15 protein-coding genes are annotated in these 17992 nt (G+C 52.3%); 7 read left to right on the forward strand and 8 right to left on the reverse strand.

From position 1 onward, the window contains the following. Positions 1 to 49 precede the first annotated feature (49 nt). Complete coding sequence (locus GON22_RS19350) at positions 50 to 847, reverse strand: ABC transporter permease (RefSeq protein WP_160397757.1); 798 nt, start codon at positions 845 to 847, stop codon at positions 50 to 52. Further along, positions 844 to 1749 carry an ATP-binding cassette domain-containing protein gene (locus GON22_RS19355; RefSeq protein WP_160397758.1) on the reverse strand — a complete coding sequence of 302 codons (906 nt, stop codon included), beginning with the start codon at positions 1747 to 1749 and terminating at the stop codon, positions 844 to 846. The genes GON22_RS19350 and GON22_RS19355 overlap by 4 nt, the downstream gene beginning before the upstream one ends. Positions 1750 to 1935: 186 nt before the next feature. Between GON22_RS19355 and GON22_RS19360 the strand changes: the two genes are divergently transcribed. Continuing rightward, the gene (locus GON22_RS19360; protein ID WP_160397759.1) at positions 1936 to 2649 is read left to right on the forward strand and encodes an HAD-IA family hydrolase; all 714 of its coding nucleotides are present in this window, start codon (positions 1936 to 1938) and stop codon (positions 2647 to 2649) included. A 3-nt stretch (positions 2650 to 2652) separates the two neighbouring features. Further along, positions 2653 to 2997, forward strand: a complete 345-nt coding sequence (locus GON22_RS19365) for a hypothetical protein (RefSeq protein ID WP_160397760.1) — start codon at positions 2653 to 2655, stop codon at positions 2995 to 2997. 106 nt (positions 2998 to 3103) lie between these two features. Here the strand turns inward: GON22_RS19365 and GON22_RS19370 are convergent, their stop codons facing one another. Together GON22_RS19370 and GON22_RS19375 are read right to left on the reverse strand one after the other, a co-directional pair. After that, a complete protein-coding gene (locus GON22_RS19370) occupies positions 3104 to 3508 on the reverse strand; it encodes a VOC family protein (RefSeq protein WP_160397761.1) in 405 nt (134 codons plus the stop codon). Between the two features lie 156 nt (positions 3509 to 3664). After that, positions 3665 to 6943 (reverse strand): glycosyl hydrolase, encoded by a 3279-nt coding sequence (locus GON22_RS19375; protein ID WP_160397762.1) that lies wholly within the window; start codon positions 6941 to 6943, stop codon positions 3665 to 3667. 629 nt (positions 6944 to 7572) lie between these two features. Between GON22_RS19375 and GON22_RS19380 the strand changes: the two genes are divergently transcribed. From GON22_RS19380 to GON22_RS19395, 4 genes are all read left to right on the forward strand, one after another. Next, positions 7573 to 8607: a LacI family DNA-binding transcriptional regulator gene (locus GON22_RS19380; protein WP_160397775.1), complete on the forward strand. Its 1035-nt coding sequence runs from the start codon at positions 7573 to 7575 to the stop codon at positions 8605 to 8607. Positions 8608 to 8642: 35 nt separating this feature from the next. Next, a complete protein-coding gene (locus tag GON22_RS19385) occupies positions 8643 to 9626 on the forward strand; it encodes an SMI1/KNR4 family protein (RefSeq protein ID WP_442954391.1) in 984 nt (327 codons plus the stop codon). 137 nt (positions 9627 to 9763) lie between these two features. After that, the gene (locus tag GON22_RS19390) at positions 9764 to 10510 is read left to right on the forward strand and encodes an ABC transporter ATP-binding protein (protein WP_160397764.1); all 747 of its coding nucleotides are present in this window, start codon (positions 9764 to 9766) and stop codon (positions 10508 to 10510) included. Further along, positions 10507 to 12471, forward strand: a complete 1965-nt coding sequence (locus tag GON22_RS19395) for an ABC transporter permease (protein ID WP_160397765.1) — start codon at positions 10507 to 10509, stop codon at positions 12469 to 12471. Before GON22_RS19390 ends, GON22_RS19395 begins: the two co-directional genes overlap by 4 nt. Before the next feature lie 25 nt (positions 12472 to 12496). On the opposite strand, the gene GON22_RS19400 is transcribed toward GON22_RS19395, so the two are convergent. The 3 genes from GON22_RS19400 to GON22_RS19410 form a co-directional block, all read right to left on the reverse strand. Continuing rightward, entirely contained in the window at positions 12497 to 13492 is a 996-nt protein-coding gene (locus GON22_RS19400; protein WP_160397766.1) for a sensor histidine kinase, read from the reverse strand. Then, complete coding sequence (locus GON22_RS19405) at positions 13489 to 14160, reverse strand: response regulator transcription factor (protein ID WP_160397767.1); 672 nt, start codon at positions 14158 to 14160, stop codon at positions 13489 to 13491. The genes GON22_RS19400 and GON22_RS19405 overlap by 4 nt, the downstream gene beginning before the upstream one ends. A 128-nt stretch (positions 14161 to 14288) precedes the next feature. Then, positions 14289 to 14978 carry a diphthine--ammonia ligase gene (locus GON22_RS19410; RefSeq protein WP_160397768.1) on the reverse strand — a complete coding sequence of 230 codons (690 nt, stop codon included), beginning with the start codon at positions 14976 to 14978 and terminating at the stop codon, positions 14289 to 14291. A 268-nt stretch (positions 14979 to 15246) separates the two neighbouring features. On the opposite strand from GON22_RS19410, the gene GON22_RS19415 reads away from it, so the two are divergent. Beyond that, positions 15247 to 16164 (forward strand): TIM barrel protein, encoded by a 918-nt coding sequence (locus tag GON22_RS19415; RefSeq protein ID WP_160397776.1) that lies wholly within the window; start codon positions 15247 to 15249, stop codon positions 16162 to 16164. A 373-nt stretch (positions 16165 to 16537) separates the two neighbouring features. On the opposite strand, the gene GON22_RS19420 is transcribed toward GON22_RS19415, so the two are convergent. Further along, positions 16538 to 17437 carry a sigma-70 family RNA polymerase sigma factor gene (locus GON22_RS19420; protein WP_160397769.1) on the reverse strand — a complete coding sequence of 300 codons (900 nt, stop codon included), beginning with the start codon at positions 17435 to 17437 and terminating at the stop codon, positions 16538 to 16540. Positions 17438 to 17992 lie beyond the last annotated feature (555 nt).

Here is a 17992-nt window from a genome sequence, read left to right on the forward strand (position 1 = left end):
CAGCGTAACGGCGATGCCGGGACGCTGTTTCTTTAGTTGGGGAAAGAGATTACCGGCGGCCGCCCTTGCTGCGGAACGCCAAGGTACACCAGGTGATGGAGATAGCTAGAATCGCGATGCAGTAACCGGCCGCCCACCATGCATGATCGGATACGGGCGTGCCTGTCAGCAGCCCGCGAATCGTCTCGATGACAGGTGTAATCGGTTGGTGGGTGGCGAAGCCCTGAAGCCAAGAGGGCATCGTGCTTGTCGGAACGAAGGCGCTCGACAGATAGGGCAGGAACAGCAAGGCGAAGCCGTATCCGCTGGCGGCGGAAGGGCTGCCTGTGACTAGGCCGATCGCGGCGAACAGCCAAGTAAAGGCGAGAATGAACAGCGCGACCATGCCAAGCGCGCCTAGCCATTCAAAGAAGCTGGCGGTTGGATCGAATCCGACCAGCAGCGCGACACTAATGACGATGCCGGTGGCAAGCAAATTGCGTGCAAGGCTAGCGAAGACGTGGCCGGTGACGACGCTAATGCTGTTGATTGGCATCGTTCGGAACCGATCGATAATGCCATTGGACATGTCGGCCGCAACGTCTACTGCTGTGCTGGAGGACCCAAATCCTGCACACAGCAGGATAATGCCGGGCACCACATAGTTGACGTAATCGCCGCCGGGAGCAATGGCACCGCCGAATACGTAAGTAAATAGCAGCATGAGCATGATCGGGAGCATGATGGCCATCATGAGCGACTCGATGTTGCGCAGGCTGTGGCGAATGCTGCGGACGATGAATACGGCGTTGGTCGTTACGAATGAAGCGGGCTTAACAGTTGTCGATTGCATTTGGCTCGGATTCATGCGAGGGAAGCCTCCTTTGGTTCATTATGGTTATTGACCGTCAGCGCTAGGAACACATCGTCCATGCTAGGCTTGCGTATCGCAATCCTCGTATCCGGTGGATATGCCGTGGCGATGCTGCTCAACGTCTGGTGAACATCGTGAATGGTGCCGTTCGTGCGTATCGTACGAATGGTCTCGTCTTGCCCGTTGCGAAGCTCGATCACTTCGCCTCCAATTTGCGCTTTCAGCGTCTGGGCTGTCCCTGCAGCGACGATCCGTCCGCCGTTGAGCACGGCAATCTCATCGGCGAGCTGGTCGGCTTCCTCCATGTACTGCGTGGTCAGGAAGATCGTCATCCCCTGCTGCTTGAGCTGAACAATAATGTCCCAAAGCGCGCGGCGGCTGGCGGTATCCAGTCCTGTAGTTGGCTCATCGAGAAATAGCACGGGCCGGCTGATGACGAGGCTGACAGCAAGATCGAGCCGGCGCCGCATGCCGCCGGAGTAGGTTTTGACACGTTTGCCCGCGGCAGCTTCAAGCTCGAATCGCTTCAGAAGCTCCGCAGTCCGCAGGCGGGATTCGCTGGGTGACAGGCCGGATAGGCGGCACATCATGTCGATGTTCTCGCGGCCTGTCAGCGTCTCATCCACGGCAGCGAATTGGCCGGTCAGGCTGATGGAGCGCCGAACCCCGCTTGGGGAGGAGGAGACATCGTAGCCTTCGATTCGCGCAGAGCCGCTGTCTGCTTGCGTCAGCGTCGATAAGATGTGGATTAGCGTCGTTTTGCCTGCACCGTTTGGTCCGAGCAGCGCGAAGATGGTCCCTTTTGCTACGTTTAAGTTAACGCCGTCCAGTACGGTTTGTTTGCCGAAGCTCTTGCGTAATGCTTTCACTTTAATGGCCAGAATGGGATGGGTCATAAGCGAGTATCACTCCGTTCATTTAATTGTGGATCATATAAACAGTATATTTAGTATACAGAATTTAGACCTCATCCTGCGGACTGATTTTGGCATCGATTGGAGGGCGGAGGGGGGCCGGCGGCGAATAAGGAGCAACGGGGGACAAATCTTGATTTTTGAATCTTTTAAATGGGGGATCAGCGCGTGTACAACACTTACATTTTTGATTTATATGGGACACTAATTGATATTCATACCGATGAGGAGTCGCCGGAGCTATGGGAGCGGCTTAGCTACCATTTTCGGTATAGCGGAATTCCGATTGAAGCGGGCGAGCTGAAGCGGGAATTTCATGAGGACATTCAGCTGCAAATGAGCGCGCCGCGCGTGGCATGCGAGCATCCTGATTTTGATATGGAGGAGACGTTCCAAGTGATTGCGGTGCGCAGAGGCGTTATGCCACGGGCGGGTTGGACCGAGGAAACGGTACGGTGGTTCCGGCAGCTGTCAATCCGGAGACTAGCTTTGTACGATGGTGTGGAGGAAACGCTGCGAAGCTTGAAGGCGCAAGGGAAGCAAGTGTATCTGCTCTCGAACGGCCAGCGAATCTTCGTTGAAGCGGAGCTTCGCGTGCTGGGGATTGATGGCTACTTTGACGGCATTGCAATCTCCTCGAATGCGGGGATCAGCAAGCCGGACCTGCTATTTTACGACTATCTTGCTACGACGTATGGAGCGGATCTGTCCTCGGCAGTCATGATCGGCAATGACTCCCGCACAGATATCGAAGGCGCGCGCCGGGCGGGCATCGACGGCTGCTACATTCACTCCAATAGCTCACCGGACGTACAAGAGGTAGATTGCAAGTTCCAGATTTGGGATGGGGATTTTAAGAGGGTGTTGGAGTTGGTGGGTTAGTGGATGAACGAAGCGGATGTTGAAGCGGTCATTACGTTTATCAGGACAGAGGACGGCGGAAGGCGGGGGCGGGCTGCAAGTGGATACCGGCCGGCACATTTAGTTAACGATCATTATCTAACTACGGGGGTCCATCATTATTATGATCGGGAGTTTCTAGCTCCGGGGGAATCGACGCTTGGAACGATCGCTTTTATAACCCCGGAATACTATCCGCACTGCTTATGGGTGGGGAAAACGATTAAAATCCAAGAAGGGGCTAATCTTGTCGGCTATGCCGAGATTACGCGAATATTCAATCCATTGCTGTTGATGCAAGCGGATGGGGCTGCGGATGCAGAAGCGTAGAGGGCAGGTGGACCTGACCTGGCAGGCGGGCTTGAGGGCGAATAGGGCATAGAAATCTGCCCTATTCCGCCAACAACCCGCCCGGTCAGCCGCCGGGCGAGCCCGCCTATGCCTTCGGCCGCTTGCTCATATCCATGTACAGCAAATTCCAACGGTGGCCGTCTAAGTCGGCAAAGGCAAAGCCGTACATCCAGCCCTCTTGATAGCTCGGCTTGCTGGTGATGGTGCCCCCAGCTTGTTCGACGTTTGCTGCCCACTCATCGACTTCTTCCTTGCTGTCCGCGCCTATGCTGATTATTACCTCGATGCCTTGCCCCGTGTCTGCGATAGGAGAGCCTGTGAACCGGCTAAGGGTCTCCTCCGGGAACAGCATGACGACTGCGTTCTCATTCCCAACAACTATCTTTGCTTTATCGCCTGCGCTGCTCACCGAAAATCCGATGCGGGCAAAAAAGGCCTCCGATGCCGCAAGGTCCTTGACCGGCAAGTTCATCCAAATTGAATTGGCCATTGTCACATTCTCCTTCTCGTAAAGCGTTCGTATTTGATGCCTATACTAGGGGCTTGTCCCGCCGAAGTCAATCCAACATCCTTCCTAATGCTTGCTTCTCCGGCAACAAAAAGACGGAACCCGCACGGGGTCCCGCCTCTCCAACTGCACAACCAGTTACTTGAACGGAATCGTCACCGCAGACTGCTGGCCATTCGCCCCGCTCGCGTTGACGCGCAGCGTCGAGCTAGCATTTCCAATAGCGCTCCATACTTTAATCGTCACCTTGCCGTTGTTCATATTGGCGAAGGAGCCGGTAGCGGATTTCAAGCCGCTGCCCTGCGTATAGTCTTCCCAACCTGCTACATTGTTCGTTGCAAAATAGTTGTACGTCTCCACGCGCGTCGCGCTGCCGTTGCCGTTAAAATCGTACGTGATCTGCACCTGAAGACCGTTGCCGACATTAGCAGCAGAGTCCAAGAAGAGATGGAACGCTGTCGACTTCGTTGCATCATAAGTGCCGGTAATGCCAGTCAGCGTATAGGTGTTTTCGCTATGCGGCGTGCCGTCATAGTTTCCTCCGCCTGTGCTTGCAATCGTGTCGCTCGACGCTGACGTTCCGGCAGTGAAGCTGAGGCTGCTGCCTGATTTGACATACAGGACGTTGCTAGGGAGCGTGACCGTTCCTGTAACCGTGAACGCCACGCCGCCGCTCGTGCCCGCGGAAGTCGTTACCGTCACATTGACGCTGCCCGCCGCTAAGCCGCTAGGCACAGTAGCTGTAATGGATGTGTTCGACCAGCTCGTTACGGATGCGGTCGTGGAGCCGAATTTCACGGTCGATGTGCCTTGCGTCGAGCCGAATCCGCTTCCAGCAATCGTTACGCTCGTGCCTGCTGCGCCCGATGTTGGGTTTAGGCTAGCTATTGATGGGGCAACAGGTCCCGTTGTTACCGTGAATGCCGCACCGCCGCTCGTGCCTGCGGAAGTCGTCACCGTTACATTAACGCTGCCCGCAGCCAAGCCGCTTGGAACGGTAGCGGTAATGGACGTGTTCGACCAGCCTGTAACGGTTGCCGTCGTGGAGCCGAATTTTACAGTCGACGTTCCTTGCGTAGCGCCGAAGTTGCTGCCGGCAATCGTTACGCTTGTGCCAACCGTACCCGATGATGGGCTTAACCCCGAAATCGACGGTCCCGTCGGCGGATTAACAACCGTGCCGAGCGACGAAGCAATCGATCCCGCAGGCACGTTCAATGTTGCGCCGTCCGAGAACACGGCGGTGATCGCCGAGCTGCCTGCATTATAGGCGACGTAATTGCGGGTAGAGCCGTTCTTGTATACGCCGTAAGTCGGCACATTAGCCGTTACGGTCGTATCGATTTGGCCAAGCGCTTTCATATTGTGCAAGAAGCTGTACGTATGTGCCTTCGTCTCGCCATCCTCCGGCGTGTAATTCGGATTGGCGTTGAATAGATTGATCGCGCCGTTCGCATCGTAGAGCGCCTGATACTCCCAGAATATATCCGGCCACATATTCCATGACTGGCTGCCGAACTCGGTGGCCATCTGCGACAGGAATGACGCGGAATAGGATGGTTTGTAGCCCAGATAACCCGAAGCGGCCGTTACTGGCAAAATGTTAATGCCGCGGATCGCCTGCACGTCAGCGGAGAACCAAGTCGCATAGACCGATTTGCCGCCCCAGATCATGGAGGAATAGTTATGGTTGTAGCCCGGCTTAAAGTTCGTGCCATCCGTGTTGAACCAGTAGTCATTGATTGCATTGACTTCAGTCGTATACAAATAGATGCCCGCATCGCGAATGGCGGTGTTACCTGTTGCTTGGCCCCACAGAATCATGGCTGCCCATGCGTTGATCGCTTCCGAGGATGACTCCTGATTGTTGCCGTCTGCGAATTCCGAATTGCCTGATGCCCATGAATGGCCGGCATAAGGGTCGAAGTTACGCATGTAAGGGAAGCTGGTATCATTGCGGTCCCAGTTGGCGAAGTCTTTGATCAACATGTTGACCATGCCGCCATAATTGGAAGCCGATGCCCAGTTCGGATTGTTGCGGGCGACTTCCGCAGCAGCGCGGACCCAATAGCCGTAATGGAAGTGATGGTCGTTCAGTGAATCGTTAGAGCCATAGCTGGCTGGATAGCCGATTAACGTTTTCCAGTTGTTGTCGTAATAAAATAGATTGTTCGTTTTCGTTCCCGCAGTCAGATTATTGCTCAGTGTCGTTTCTAGATACGATTGGAAATTGGACACCGCCGCCGTATTGCCGACTTGCTGCGCGATTGGCAGAATGTTGGCGATCCGTCCGAGATATTTGCCCAGCCAGTACGTATCGGTTGCCCCGACCGTATGGTTCGCCTCCGTGCGAACCGACTCCACGTAGTTGTTCAATGTCGTTGCGTTATACGAGCCCACTGCAGGCAAATAAGGCAGAATGCCCTGATACGTCATCGTTGTGGCGAAGGATGTGCCGGATACCGTCTTCATCGTTCCCCGAACGCTGTTGTACGTGTAAGGAAGCAGCGCCTGGCCCGTGTGTTTCCACTGATGGGGGTAGAGCGCCATAATGGTGCCCGATTGCGAGCCCTCCATCGCTTGCGTCGTAACGTTATACGTTGTGGACACCGCGCTTGTAGAAGCGTTATACGCGTAATTCGTTGTCGTATTCGTGACGAAGGAGTAAGCATATTGCTGGTACGCTGCCAGCGTAGCGGCCGAATTGTCCGGCAGCACGGCAACGGAGAAGTAGGATTTGTTATTCAATGAGTTGGTGAGCGTGGCTGTGCCGATGCCCGACCATGTCGAGCCCGATGGGCCGAACAGGCCATAGTGATGCCCGTTCACCGTTACGCCGAGTACGCTGCTTGACGCATTGCCGGACCAGACGGCCGGAACGGAGCCGAAGGATAGTTTTGGCAAGCCGCCCGAGTACGTGCTGTAGATGAATGGCAGGCCGTGGCCTGTCGTTACCCGCATCGTTCCGCCGCTGTTGAATAGCATAGAAACGGTCCAATCGGAGAACGCGTCAACACGCGCATCCGGGAAATTCGATTGCGCGGAATGGCCGAGCGTAAAATCGTTCACATATGCACCGAACATCGCGTCTGCGCTTCCGGATTGCACCGGATAGCCGATGCCAAGCCCGTCGGCTTTCGCCTGAACCGCAAGGGGATGCGGGAACATGACATCCGAATAAGCTTTCCAGGCAAGCGAGCTCCACCAATCGTTGGTCGGCATCGCGCCTGTTACATTAGACGTTTTGTAGATGGTCCCCGGCGGGCCGGTCTGTCCAGCAGGCAGCGTTGTCGTGTAGCTGCCAGCCCCTACTGATACGGAAGCCGCCTCGGCATCCTGGGTGACTGTGCCTAACAGCGCGAAGGCTGCTAACGCCGTTAAGGCCACCATTTTCGTCCACTTCCATTGCTTCTTCATGATTCTCCTCCTAAGGGATAATGGCAATCGCATGCTCTAACTAAACTGGCGGTTGGCCTTGCAATACTTGCATCTTCGAGAATCAGGCCGATGGGGTTCTGGCCAGCAACACCTCCTCTCTTAGCGGCATTACGCGCTGCAAAAAAAAGCTCAGAAATAACAGAAGGATGCCCTTCTGCGATTTTGAAACCTCATGGTAAAATAAAATGAAAGCGATTACGAAAAATCGAGTAGATCGAATGCAGTACGGAAGCGGTTGAACGGTGAATAGGTGAATAGGTGAATAGTTTGAATGGCATTGAGGATGATGGATGTTAGATAAGGAAGATCGACAGCTGTGCCGATGGTGTGCGGAGCCATGTGGAATGGATTGGCTCGGCTTTTGATGAGGCGGTGTTCGAAAATGTTTCGTGATTTGCAACCTGATTATCCCCGAAAGTTTCCAATTTGTAAAGGGGTAATTATCAATTAACCATTTTTATCGAACTATTGTATTGATTTTAGACGAATGTTAACGAAAAATTTCGAAAAATGTCCAATTGAAACAATAGTTGAAGCTGTGTTGTTTCGTCAATTTATGGTAAGATGAGGGAAATGTTATCATGCTTCGGAAGCGAGTTGATTGCGGAATGAAAATTACAATCAAGAAAATAGCAGAGTTAGCAGGCGTGTCGGTGTCGACCGTTTCCAAAATCATGAACAATTACGATGATGTTAGTGTGGAAACGAAAGAGCGCGTGCATAAAATCATTGAAGAGCATGGCTATTCGACGGCGTATTCGAGCAAAGCTGCGGCAGCTCGCAAGTTTAATCTGATTGGCGTTGTGTATGCGGGCAAAATTAATGCGGAGTTCAACCATCTCTTCTTTGTCGATGTTATGAACGCCTTCAAGAAGCGGATGGGGCTGCTTGGCTATGACCTGATCTTCTTCTCGAATGAACGGCTAGATGAGTCGGAAGGCGATTATTTATCGAGATGCCGCCGTTACCAAGTAGATGGCTGCATTATTATATCAGGGGATGACATCGAGGCAGACATTGCGGAGCTGGACCAAAGCGATATTCCATGCATCGGGATTGATTTGCCGCTCACCGGCAACCGTTCCGGTTATGTCATGTCAGACAATACGAACATTGCCTACAAGGCGGTTGAGCATTTTTATTTGCAAGGCTATAGGGAATTGGGCTTCATTGGCTGCTCGGACGCAAGCCAGATTTCCCGCACTCGGGAGTTGGCTTACCGGGAAGCGCTGCAGCGTTATGGCTTGCCTATTATAGAGCCATACTTTGCGAACGGGACCGACTTTTTCATGCAGACGGGTTATCTGGCGATGATGCAGATGATCGAGAAGGGAACGGTTCCACGGGCGATTTTCGCGGCTTCCGACCTGCTTGCGATTTGCGCGGTCCGTGCGCTGCAGGATAAAGGCTACCGAGTGCCGGAGGATGTGGCGGTAATCGGCTGCGATGATATTGAAGCTTGCAAGCATGTTTCTCCCCCGCTGACGACCGTTCGCCAAGATAAGGATAAGATTGGCTTATTGGCAGCGTTAATGCTTTACGACTTGATCCATGGACAACTGCAATCCAGTTCGGTCATGGTGGCTCCGGAGCTGGTCGTAAGGCAGAGCTGTGGGGCGGAGAAGCACAGTACAATGATATAAGCGCTAAGATGCCGATGGGAAGGAGGAGCTCCTTTATGGATACATTCGATTTAACAAGCTTCTGGGATGATAGCGATTATGCGTTGCAAGCTTATGTTTCCGAGCCGCCCACCGATGAGCTGATTGCGTCATTGGAGCAGGAGCTTGGCTATAAGTTGCCGCGATTCTATATTGAGATGATGAAGCAGCATAACGGGGGGATACCAAGGGATACTTGCTATCCTACGGCTGAACCAACTTCTTGGGCAGTTGACCATATCTCGATATCGGGCATTATGGGGATTGGGCGGGACAAAAGCTATTCATTAGGCGGGGACTTGGGAAGCCAATTTATGATTGATATATGGGATTATCCCGACATTGGCGTTGTCATCTGTGATTGCCCTTCCGGCGGGCATGACGTGGTCATGCTCGATTATCGGGCATGCGGCAGGGAAGGCGAACCAGCGGTCATTCATGTCGATCAGGAAGATGATTATAAGATTACATTCCTGGCCGAAAACTTCGAGGCGTTTGTTCGGGGATTGGCCAATGACGATGCCTATGATACATCAGAGCAAGATAAGCAGGACGATCTGCGAGTGGTTGCAACCGGGCAATTTTCTGAGTTGCTATCGGAGTTATGTAGCCATGTAACAGAGATCGGCAATATTGAGGGCATCATACGTACGGTCTGTACGAAAATTGTAGAGGAGAAAGGGCATTTCTCTTTCCATAATGATGAACTGTCCATGCTGATGTATGACCTTCAATTTTGGCTATACATGAAGGTTTACCCGAACACGAACCGCGAGGAATATTTGGATGCTTATAGCCAAATGATTGCGTTCGGCGGGGAGTTTAGCCAAGGGGGTTATGGCCCTAGCTGGGTTTCCGATTGGCTTGGCCAACGGATGCAGGAAGGGATAATAGCAGAGAACAATGGCGCATTATTTCTTACAGGCCAAGCTGCAATGGAGCTGGTGGATAAGCTTAAAATGTATGAAGGCAGCGGCGGCAATGAACGAAAGCATCCTTAGCATATCCATGCTAGGGATGTTTTTTGTTATGAAAAACCCCGCCCAAGTGACAAAACTGTCACTTGGAAATGGGTCACTTCAATGGTTAGAAACGCTTGGCGCGTCTAGACTAGAGAAAGGAAAGCGAGGGATCAGTGATGGAACAGGTTATTCAAACGAGAAATTTAACCAAAAAATATGGGCTGGCAACCGTGCTGAAAAATGTGGATTTGACGATTCATGCAGGAGAGTTCACTGCCATTATGGGACCTTCAGGCTCGGGCAAATCAACGCTGATGAATGTGTTGTCCACGATTGACCAGTTCACTGGCGGCGAAGTATGGATTGAGGGGAAAGCTGTGCTGGACCTGAAGAAGAAGTCGCTTCGGCAGTTTCGCCAGGAGCGCATGGGTTTCATCTTTCAGGACTACAACCTGCTTGATACGATGACGGTGAAGGAAAACATATTGCTGCCACTCTCCCTGCGCAAGTTCAAGGCGGAGGAGATGGAGAAGCGGCTGGCGCCGATTGTCCACGCGCTAAACATAGAAGAAATTCTGGCCAAATATCCAAACGAGATTTCAGGCGGGCAGAAACAACGGGCGGCGTCCGCACGGGCCATCGTGACGAATCCAGCCATCGTGTTCGCAGATGAGCCTACGGGGGCGCTTGATTCGCGGTCAGCGACGCAGCTGCTAGCGCAATTGGCCGATTTGAACCATATGTTCGGCACAACCATCCTGATGGTGACCCACGATGTGTATGCCGCGAGCTACTGCCAACGCGTCATTTTTCTGCGTGACGGCGGAATCGTGAATGAACTTTATGCGGGCGAACAGGGCCAGCGTGCTTTCTATGACCGGATATTAGAAACGCAGAGCTTGATGGGAGGCAAGCCGCGATGAGTTTGCTTGACCTGACGCTTCGGAACGTAAGGCGAAATTTTCGGCTGTACTCGATTTATTTATCCTCGATGATTATAGGCGTTATCATTCAATTCACGTTCTTGTCGTTGATGTACAACCAGGATGTGATAGACGCGCTTCAAAACCGCCAAGGCTTCCAAACCGGCGTATTCATCGCTTCGGCCGTCATCTTCCTCTTCATCATTTTCTTTATTCTATATGCCAATTCGTTCTTCATGCGGCAGCGCAAAAAAGAGTTTGGGATGTATCTGCTGTACGGCTTGAGCGAGGGCCAAATTGTGCGTATGGTATTTTACGAAACTTTAGTCCTTGGCGCAGTATCTCTCGTCGCTGGCGTGCTGGTCGGAGGTCTGCTGTCGAAGCTCTTCGGCATGCTGCTGATGAACTTGATGCGATATGACCAGGCGATTTCGTTAATGTTTCCTCTGAATGCGATTCTGGTTACGGCCGCTATGTTCTTCTTGTTAGCCGTCATCATTAGCGTACAGAGCTGGCTGCTGGTCAATCGTGTACAGCTTACGGAATTATTTCACGCGAAGCATAAGGCGGAGAAGCCTGTACGCGTGTCTGCATGGCTGGCGCTGCTCGCTGCCTTGCTTGTCGGAATTGCTTTTGTCATCATCGGCAGCGGGAAGCAGTCTATTTTCTGGCAAGATTACACGAAGCTGAGCCTGTGGGTGTCCGTAATCGGCATAATTGGAGGCACGTACTTGTTTTTCCGCCAATTAACCGGTTGGGCGCTGCAAACGATCAGCCGAAGGCGCAGATACCATGAGGGCAATACGGTGTTATGGGCATCTTCGCTGCGGTTCCAGATCCGGGGCAACACGCTCAATCTCACGTTTATTACGTTATTCAGCGCGGTCATTATGATGCTGATGTCGTTTGTGACCATCAATTATCAAGTGCAGTTCGAAGCCGTCGGCCGCAACTTGCCTAACGATCTTGCCTTTCAATCACTCGATTCGGCAACGAACAAGCGAATTGATGATTTGATTCAGCAATCGGGCCATCAGGCACAGTTTCATTTGACACAGGAGACGCTGGTGACAAACCCTGTGACGGCGATGAATGCCGCTTTCGATAATCCAGAATACTTCACGAAGGACGTTTTGTTAGTTTCGGAGAAGGCTTTTAACGATATTGTGAAGCATAGGGGCGATGGGGAGCTGGTGGAGCTGCAGGGACAGGACGCTGTTGCCTTGTCCCAAGGGTCAGATTTCCCCCGTACCTATGCAGCAGGGGAATGGCCACGTTTTACCGTGAAGGCGGACGTGGAGACCGCGTTCCAGCTCGTCCAGAAGAAAGACTATGCCTACCTTGGCTGGGCGTCTGACCCAGCAGAATCGATGGGCATTAAGCCGGCTGTGCTCGTCATTTCGGACGAGGCTTATGGAAGCTTGCGGGGACATGCGGAGCATCGGGATTTTGAAATCTACGGGCTTTCGGATGCCAGCACTGCCGAGGAGCTGTCCAAGCAAGCCCATGCCATCGTCACGCAAACGCCTGGTGCCTATTACTCATCGTTCGCAGACGTATACTCGAAGCAGATCGAGGGATCCTCACTCATGCTGTTCGCCAGCGGCTTCCTCGCATTAATCGCGATGTTCGCGCTGGCTAGCGTCATCTACTTTAAGCAGCTGCGCGAAGCGACGGACGAAAGGCAGCAATATGCGGTCCTGCGCAAGATCGGCGTCGACAACCGGCAAATCAAGCGTGCGATCCGCAAGCAGTTGCTATTCGTCTTCATGCCGCCGCTTGTGCTGGGCATGCTGTACAGCTGGATTATCATCAAGTCGTATATTTTAGACTCGGTGCAAGATTTTCCTGAGCTTCCGGGCATCGTATGGAGCATCATAGGCGTGTTCTTTCTCATCTACCTGCTGTTATATAGCTCTTCGGCGAGCCTGTACTACAAGATCGTCAACCAAAGGCCGTAACCTAAAAACCGCAATGATCCTGAGATCATTGCGGTTTTTGCATTAACGTATGAAGATAAGGGTCATGGTGTTTGGGAAAATGGACCGTCATTGCTGTGAAGCGCCCGGCTTCAGACTCGCATGTTAAATAATGCCCGAGCTTCTTCGAAAGCTCTTGGGCCAGATAGAGCCCCATGCCCGTCGACTTCGCATGGGTACGCCCATTGGAGCCTGTGAAGCCCCGGTTAAAAATGCGCGGGATGTCTTTGGCATCAATGCCGATGCCGTTGTCGCGAATGACGAGCAGCTTCTCATGCTGCGTAACCTGTGCCGTAATCGCAATCTCGCCTTGGGCGGCGGAATACTTTAGGCTATTCGTAACCAGCTGATTAAGGATGAAGAGGAGCCATTTGGGATCGCTCTGCACGATTGTGGATGGAACGTCTAGCCGCAGCTTTATTTTATTGGAGATGAACGCCTTGGCATGCGACTTGGCCATAGCCTTAGCTAACGCCTCTAAATCGCAATTCACGATCTCATAATCTTGGTTGAAGCTGTCCAGCTTGGCATAGTACAGCGCTTGGCTGACATATTGTTCGATCCGGGACAGCTCCTCCTCCAAGCTTCGGGGGTCTATTTCGGTCTGCTGCATGAGCCGAAGAACGGAGATCGGCGTCTTGATTTCATGAAACCACGAAATGATGAAATCATAGTGTTCCTTTTGCCTAGCCTGCACGTCGTTCAATGCGCGAATATGCGCCAACATCTCCTGCTCATGGGCTTCTTGGTACGCTTCGGCTTCCAACGTTAACGGCTCCGCATCCTCGTCAAACATCGTTCGTATGGCCCGCACGTTCATCATATAACGGTAGATCAAGAAACCGGCCAACATGATCAAGTTAAGGAGAAGGGCATATACGATCGTAAACCGATTGAGGGACGTGTGCGGATCGGTTGCCACGACGGCGATCGTCAGCAAGAATCCTACGGCGTACAGTATCAAATAAGGCTTCTCTAGCTTGAGGAACCGCCACGCTCTCATTCGACGATGTACCCCATTCCCTTGCGCGTCGCAATGAAATCCTCAAGCCCGAGCATCGCGATTTTGCGGCGCAGGCGATTCACGTTCACCGTCAGCGTATTGTCATCAATAAACTGCTCATCGTTCCATAACACCTGCATCAAGTCGTCACGCGATACGATTTTGCCGATGCTCCGCATTAACGTTTGCAAAATAATAAATTCGTTCCGCGTCAGCTCGGCCGTTTGATCGATATATTGGACAGAGGAATTGGAGAGATGAACGATAAGCTGGCGATGCGATAATTGCAGCCCCTCGTCTTGATAGGTGTAATTGCGCCGCAGCAGCGCGCTCACTTTGGCCACAAGCACGCCTAGGTCAAACGGCTTCTGGACGAAATCGTCACCGCCCATATTGATGGCCATAATGACGTCCATATTTTGATCCCGCGAGGATAAAAAAATGATCGGCACCTTGGAGACGGAGCGGATTTGCTGGCACCAATAGAACCCGTCATACATCGGCAAGTTGATGTCCAGCACGATCAAGTGAGGATGCTCGGTTATAAACTCGTTCAAGATATGCTCGAAAGACGTAATCTCGATCACTTCATACTGCCATTTGCGCAACGCGTCGGCTACGATCGTTCTAATCTTGTCGTCGTCTTCGACAATCATAATGCGAAACAAGGCAATTCCTCCAAGTCGCGCTGCTCACAGCGCTCGTTAGTTCACTTTTCTTCTAGCTTTAAACTGCTTCCACTGAAAATACATAAAGCATCCGAGGCAAAATCCGCTCAATGCTAGCACCACTGCAACTACTTTATAAGCTCTAGCGGCAAGAAAGCATACTCCTCATGCCGCACAATGTCGCACTTGCGAACAGAAATTGGCTGTTTAAACAGCGGGCCGTCCAGCACGGTCGTATGAAATTCGCCGCCTTCACCGCAAGGGTCGATGCCACGGGCTTCAAGCTCTTTTACATATTCGTGGGTTAACGCCCGTCCAAGATCGTCCTCCCGCATGCCAAGCGACAGGTTGACGGTTACGAGCGTGGCAACAAAACCGAGATCGATGAACGTCGTGACGACCTCGCGATGATCCATCTCCCATAGCGGCATGCCAAGCTTCAGGCCTACGCCTTGTGCCACTTTGTCCTGCCAGCATCCATGCTCGGGCATGTCCAAGTCTCCTGTCACGAGCACCTCCGCGCCTTGCTCCTTGGCTTCTGTGAGCAGGCGAATAAATTCAGCCTCGTAATCCGCCCAGCTTGCAGCAGCCGTAAATACCGGAAGCCCGATCGCGTCCGCTTGCGCTCGAATCACTTCAGGCGGCATGCCGTGCGATCTCGAACGCTTGCCTTCTTCCTCTAGCATCACAATCAGCCCGATGGCTTCGCCAGCCTTCATGGCTTGGTACAGCGCCAGCGTGCTGTCTTTACCTCCACTGAAGGAGGCAATAAAGCTGCGCCCATTCGCGCCGGTTCTCCAATTGTTCGTATCGCTCACTTTAATATCCCCCCTGTCATATTTTTCATTGTATCATTTCTTCTGCCCCGTTCTATGGAACCGGAACAAAATCCTGTCGACGCCCGTTGTAAATGTTGTAAAATATAGGGGGTTTGAGCTGTCTTACAAAAACATCCTCATTCAAGTGACACGAGTTTCTGGGAAAGATTCAGTTAAGATGTCAGCTACGGAGAAAGACATTCGAGCGGTTGTTGATTTCTTGAAGGGGCAGCCGTAAAGGCTGGAAGGTGGCTATATGCTAGATGTGATGAAGAATAGGTTCATGATCGGGCAATACGGGTCATTTGATTACAACAAATATCATCGAGATTTCCTTCCCGGCTTTTATGGGATAGAAGCTTGCTTGTTCGATAGCGAGCAAGATATAGCTAATTTGGCTAAAGAATCGCAGGCTGCGGGCTTTCAAATTGGCGTTCACTTTCCGCTCCGGGCAGGCGTGACGGCGTTAAGGGATGCACAATTTCTATCCAGCGACAATGCCACTCGAACACAGGCTTACGAAGATGTGGAGCGGGAATTGGCATTTCTGTCTGCCTTGAAACCGAGCTACGTCCTCTTTCATTACCCTAAGCCCGTTATCTTGGATGACAGGGCTGACTGGAGCGGCTGGCGCTTCGATGATCCGAGCGAGCATGTGTTCGAAAGCGCGTACTCCAACGAGAAGTTTAGGGAGGAGAGCCACGCTTTATTTGAATGGCTCTCTGAACAAGGCCGAGCGTACGGATTCACGCCCGTGCTAGAGTTCGATGCGCTGAACAGATACGTGTATTTAACCAATGAGGTGGAGGATTTATTAGGGAAGCACAGCAATATCAAATTATGTTTGGATACCGCGAGGCTTTATTTGCAAGATCGGATCGATCCCCATTTTGATGCAAAAACCGTCATTAGGAAGTTTGCTAAGCACGCCGAAACGATTCATCTATCGAACTTTCAAATGGATCGCAATAACAAAGTTATACAAAAGCGTGTTCCAGTGCAGCCTGACTTAGACCCATCAGAGGGTTGGGCTCCAATTGCGGACTATTTGCAAATCATATGTGCAGAAAACGATCGGTTTAAAGTGATGTTCGAACACCAATCGCAGTTGGTTAGCGATCAGGAACTATATGAATGCTACCGCTGGGTGGCAGAGCTAATTCGTTCGGGTCGCGAGGCTGGATGAAAATAAGTAAACGCCAGCTGGCTAACCTAGCTAGCCTGGCTTAACAAACCAATCCAGCTAGCCCCATTGCAGTTTGTGCAATGGGGTTGATTGTTGTGGCGCTGCGAGTCTAGGCCATTGCAGATCATGCAATGCTTTCGGCGGATATCGGCCAATGGGCCGACAAAGCAGCTTTAGCGCGGATTGCCATTGTACGAACTGCAATCCGAGCATGTTTTGACCGATGCAGATGGCCGTGCCATTGCATGAATTGCAATGACAGGCATAGGAGGGTGTAGCCAATGGCGAGCGATCTGCAGATGGGATCCTTTATAGGCTAAGCCTGCTAAGCCCTGAAGCCATTACTTGCACAGCAGCAGGGGGGATTGCAGCCTTATTCCGCGATGCGTGTAAGCTTCTCGGGATTAGATACCATGTAAACGGAGCGGATGGCGCGGTTGTCTTCATCTGGCTCGAAGATGAACGCCAAGGCGGATCGGTCCGCACGTTCCAGCAGCAGCCCTCGCTGCCCGCTGATCCATACATGGCGGAACCGGCCGGTGAGCGATCCTTTGCTGGCGATGCCAGTGAAAAAGGCGACGATCCGCTCACGCCCTTGGATCGGATTTATGGCTGAACGCACTACGCCGCCGCCGTCGGTGAGCAGTACGGCATGATCCGTGAGCAAATGAATGATCGAGCCTAGCTGGCCGGTGTCGACCGCTTCGGCGAACGACTGGGCAAAGCGTTCGATCGAAGCGTCAAGCGCAGCCTCATGCTCCTCCCGCTGGGAATGGCCGACTTTCGCGGCTGCGCGGCTATAGATTTTGCGGCAGGCCGCCTCGGATTTATCCAGCATCGAGGCGATATCGGCATATTCATAGCCGAGCGACTCGCGCAGGACGAACACAGCCCGCTCGGGCGGCGTACAGTTTTGCAATAATACGAGGATGGCATAGCCAAGCCGCTCGCGACGAAGCATTTGCTCTAGCGGCTCATCCTGTGCATGCATCGTAATGACGGGCTCTGGGAGCCATTGCCCCGGATAGGTTTCCCGCTTGCGAGGTGCGGCTTTCATCATATTGAGCACGCGATTCGTTGTCATTTTGACTAGATAAGCTTTAGGGTGTTCCATTTCAATCGTGCCGAGCTTGCTTATGGTGACGAACACGTCTTGCACGGCGTCTTCGGCCTCGCTCATGGAGCCCAGCATGCGATAAGCGATGGAAGCGAGGAGCGGTTTATATTCGCGGTACAGCTGTTCGATTTCAAGGGTTGCTTCATTTGGTAACAAGGGTGTATCCACCTCCGCTTAGAAAACATTGACAGTGCCTCACCCATTATAAATGAAGTCAAAGGCGCAATCCACGCAGGCGAGCGTGCAGCTCGCACTTCCGGCAAAATGCGGCCAGCAGCCAGTCTCCGCCAATGCCAGGCACGCGCTAGTAACTAGTCGCAACAACGCCAGATAGGCGGCCGCCACAACCAACTAACCAACGGACCAACTCATGTAACTGCGCCGAGCCGCCGTGTTCGTTGCATTTCATGCAATGGCAGTAACCAGATAAGCGCCCAAGCGCGCTCCCATTGCATACTGTACAATGGCAAACGCGCATTGGGCGCTTATGTTACCTATTGGGTAAATGTTCGTCGATTGTCATTGCATGAATTGCAATGCCATCCCGGTTATCTTCGCTAACGGTTTGGTCTCATTGCACAAACTGCAGGTCTGTTGATTATCAAGAATCTGGAAATGGAAAAGTGAACGAATAAGAAGAGAGTGCTACTCTCCATTCGGGAGACAAATGATGGTGTCGAAGTGCACGAACGAATAGGGTTAAGGATAGTG

The organism is Paenibacillus sp. MMS18-CY102 (genome assembly GCF_009789195.1).
GTDB lineage: Bacteria > Bacillota > Bacilli > Paenibacillales > Paenibacillaceae > Paenibacillus_T.